At 51.9% G+C, this 3085-nt stretch carries 1 rRNA gene; it reads right to left on the reverse strand.

Annotation, left to right across the window (positions count from 1 at the left end):
• Nucleotides 1–29: 29 nt before the first annotated feature.
• Nucleotides 30–2938, reverse strand: a 23S ribosomal RNA gene (locus SGBXF1_RS24080).
• Nucleotides 2939–3085: the final 147 nt, after the last annotated feature.

A 3085-nucleotide genomic window follows, 5' to 3' on the forward strand; every position in this document is an offset into this window, starting at 1 on the left:
TCTCAAATCAAAAACACCTTTGGTGTTGTAAGGTTAAGTCTCACGGATCATTAGTACTGGTTAGCTCAATGCATCGCTGCACTTACACACCCAGCCTATCAACGTCTTAGTCTTAAACGTTCCTTCAGGGGAATCAAGTTCCCAGGGAAGACTCATCTCGAGGCAAGTTTCGCGCTTAGATGCTTTCAGCGCTTATCTTTTCCGCACTTAGCTACCGGGCAGTGCCATTGGCATGACAACCCGAACACCAGTGGTGCGTTCACTCCGGTCCTCTCGTACTAGGAGCAACCCCTCTCAATCTTCCAACGCCCACGGCAGATAGGGACCGAACTGTCTCACGACGTTCTAAACCCAGCTCGCGTACCACTTTAAATGGCGAACAGCCATACCCTTGGGACCTACTTCAGCCCCAGGATGTGATGAGCCGACATCGAGGTGCCAAACACCGCCGTCGATATGAACTCTTGGGCGGTATCAGCCTGTTATCCCCGGAGTACCTTTTATCCGTTGAGCGATGGCCCTTCCATTCAGAACCACCGGATCACTAAGACCTACTTTCGTACCTGCTCGAGCCGTCACTCTCGCAGTCAAGCTAGCTTATGCCTTTGCACTAACCTCACGATGTCCGACCGTGATTAGCTAACCTTCGTGCTCCTCCGTTACTCTTTGGGAGGAGACCGCCCCAGTCAAACTACCCACCAGACACTGTCCTCACCCCAGATTATGGGGCCGAGTTAGAACATCAAACATTAAAGGGTGGTATTTCAAGGTTGGCTCCATGCAGACTGGCGTCCACACTTCAAAGCCTCCCACCTATCCTACACATCAAGGCTCAATGTTCAGTGTCAAGCTATAGTAAAGGTTCACGGGGTCTTTCCGTCTTGCCGCGGGTACACTGCATCTTCACAGCGAGTTCAATTTCACTGAGTCTCGGGTGGAGACAGCCTGGCCATCATTACGCCATTCGTGCAGGTCGGAACTTACCCGACAAGGAATTTCGCTACCTTAGGACCGTTATAGTTACGGCCGCCGTTTACTGGGGCTTCGATCAAGAGCTTCGCCTTGCGGCTGACCCCATCAATTAACCTTCCAGCACCGGGCAGGCGTCACACCGTATACGTCCACTTTCGTGTTTGCACAGTGCTGTGTTTTTATTAAACAGTTGCAGCCAGCTGGTATCTGCGACTGGCTTCAGCTCCGAGAGCAAGTCTCTTCACCTACGCGCCAGCGTGCCTTCTCCCGAAGTTACGGCACCATTTTGCCTAGTTCCTTCACCCGAGTTCTCTCAAGCGCCTTGGTATTCTCTACCTGACCACCTGTGTCGGTTTGGGGTACGATTCTGTGTTACCTGATGCTTAGAGGCTTTTCCTGGAAGCTTGGCATCAACTACTTCTGCACCGTAGTGCATCGTCATCACGCCTCAGGGTTGAATGAGTAACCGGATTTACCAGGTCACTCCCCCTACACGCTTAAACCGGGACAACCGTCGCCCGGCTAGCCTAGCCTTCTCCGTCCCCCCTTCGCAGTAACACCGAGTACAGGAATATTAACCTGTTTCCCATCGACTACGCCTTTCGGCCTCGCCTTAGGGGTCGACTCACCCTGCCCCGATTAACGTTGGACAGGAACCCTTGGTCTTCCGGCGAGCGGGTTTTTCACCCGCTTTATCGTTACTTATGTCAGCATTCGCACTTCTGATACCTCCAGCAACCCTCACAGGCCACCTTCAACGGCTTACAGAACGCTCCCCTACCCAACAACGCCTAAGCGTCGCTGCCGCAGCTTCGGTGCATGGTTTAGCCCCGTTACATCTTCCGCGCAGGCCGACTCGACCAGTGAGCTATTACGCTTTCTTTAAATGATGGCTGCTTCTAAGCCAACATCCTGGCTGTCTATGCCTTCCCACATCGTTTCCCACTTAACCATGACTTTGGGACCTTAGCTGGCGGTCTGGGTTGTTTCCCTCTTCACGACGGACGTTAGCACCCGCCGTGTGTCTCCCGTGATAACATTCTTCGGTATTCGGAGTTTGCATCGGTTTGGTAAGCCGGGATGGCCCCCTAGCCGAAACAGTGCTCTACCCCCGAAGATGAGTTCACGAGGCGCTACCTAAATAGCTTTCGGGGAGAACCAGCTATCTCCCGGTTTGATTGGCCTTTCACCCCCAGCCACAAGTCATCCGCTAATTTTTCAACATTAGTCGGTTCGGTCCTCCAGTTAGTGTTACCCAACCTTCAACCTGCCCATGGCTAGATCACCGGGTTTCGGGTCTATACCTTGCAACTATTCGCCCAGTTAAGACTCGGTTTCCCTACGGCTCCCCTATACGGTTAACCTTGCTACAAAATATAAGTCGCTGACCCATTATACAAAAGGTACGCAGTCACACCACGAAGGTGCTCCCACTGCTTGTACGTACACGGTTTCAGGTTCTATTTCACTCCCCTCGCCGGGGTTCTTTTCGCCTTTCCCTCACGGTACTGGTTCACTATCGGTCAGTCAGGAGTATTTAGCCTTGGAGGATGGTCCCCCCATATTCAGACAGGATGTCACGTGTCCCGCCCTACTCATCGAACTCACAATTAATGCATTTTAGTGTACGGGACTATCACCCTTTACTGTGCGACTTTCCAGACGCTTCCACTAACACAAGAACTGATTCAGGTTCTGGGCTCCTCCCCGTTCGCTCGCCGCTACTGGGGGAATCTCGGTTGATTTCTTTTCCTCGGGGTACTTAGATGTTTCAGTTCCCCCGGTTCGCCTCATACGACTATGTATTCATCGTATGATAGTGCAACGAATTGCACTGGGTTTCCCCATTCGGGTATCGCCGGTTATAACGGTTCATATCACCTTACCGACGCTTATCGCAGATTAGCACGCCCTTCATCGCCTCTGACTGCCTAGGCATCCACCGTGTACGCTTAGTCACTTAACCTCACAACCCGAAGGTGTTTCCACTTTCGTGCTGCTACATTTGAGAGACTCTATGACAGGGTACTCCTTACTCCAGTACTTCTACGGAGGAGTAAGTTTCAGCTGTCATGTTTCAATTTTCAGCTTGTTCCAGATTGTTAAAGAGCAA

The sequence above is a fragment of the Serratia grimesii genome (genome assembly GCF_900186025.1).
GTDB classification, from domain to species: Bacteria; Pseudomonadota; Gammaproteobacteria; order Enterobacterales; family Enterobacteriaceae; genus Serratia; species Serratia grimesii.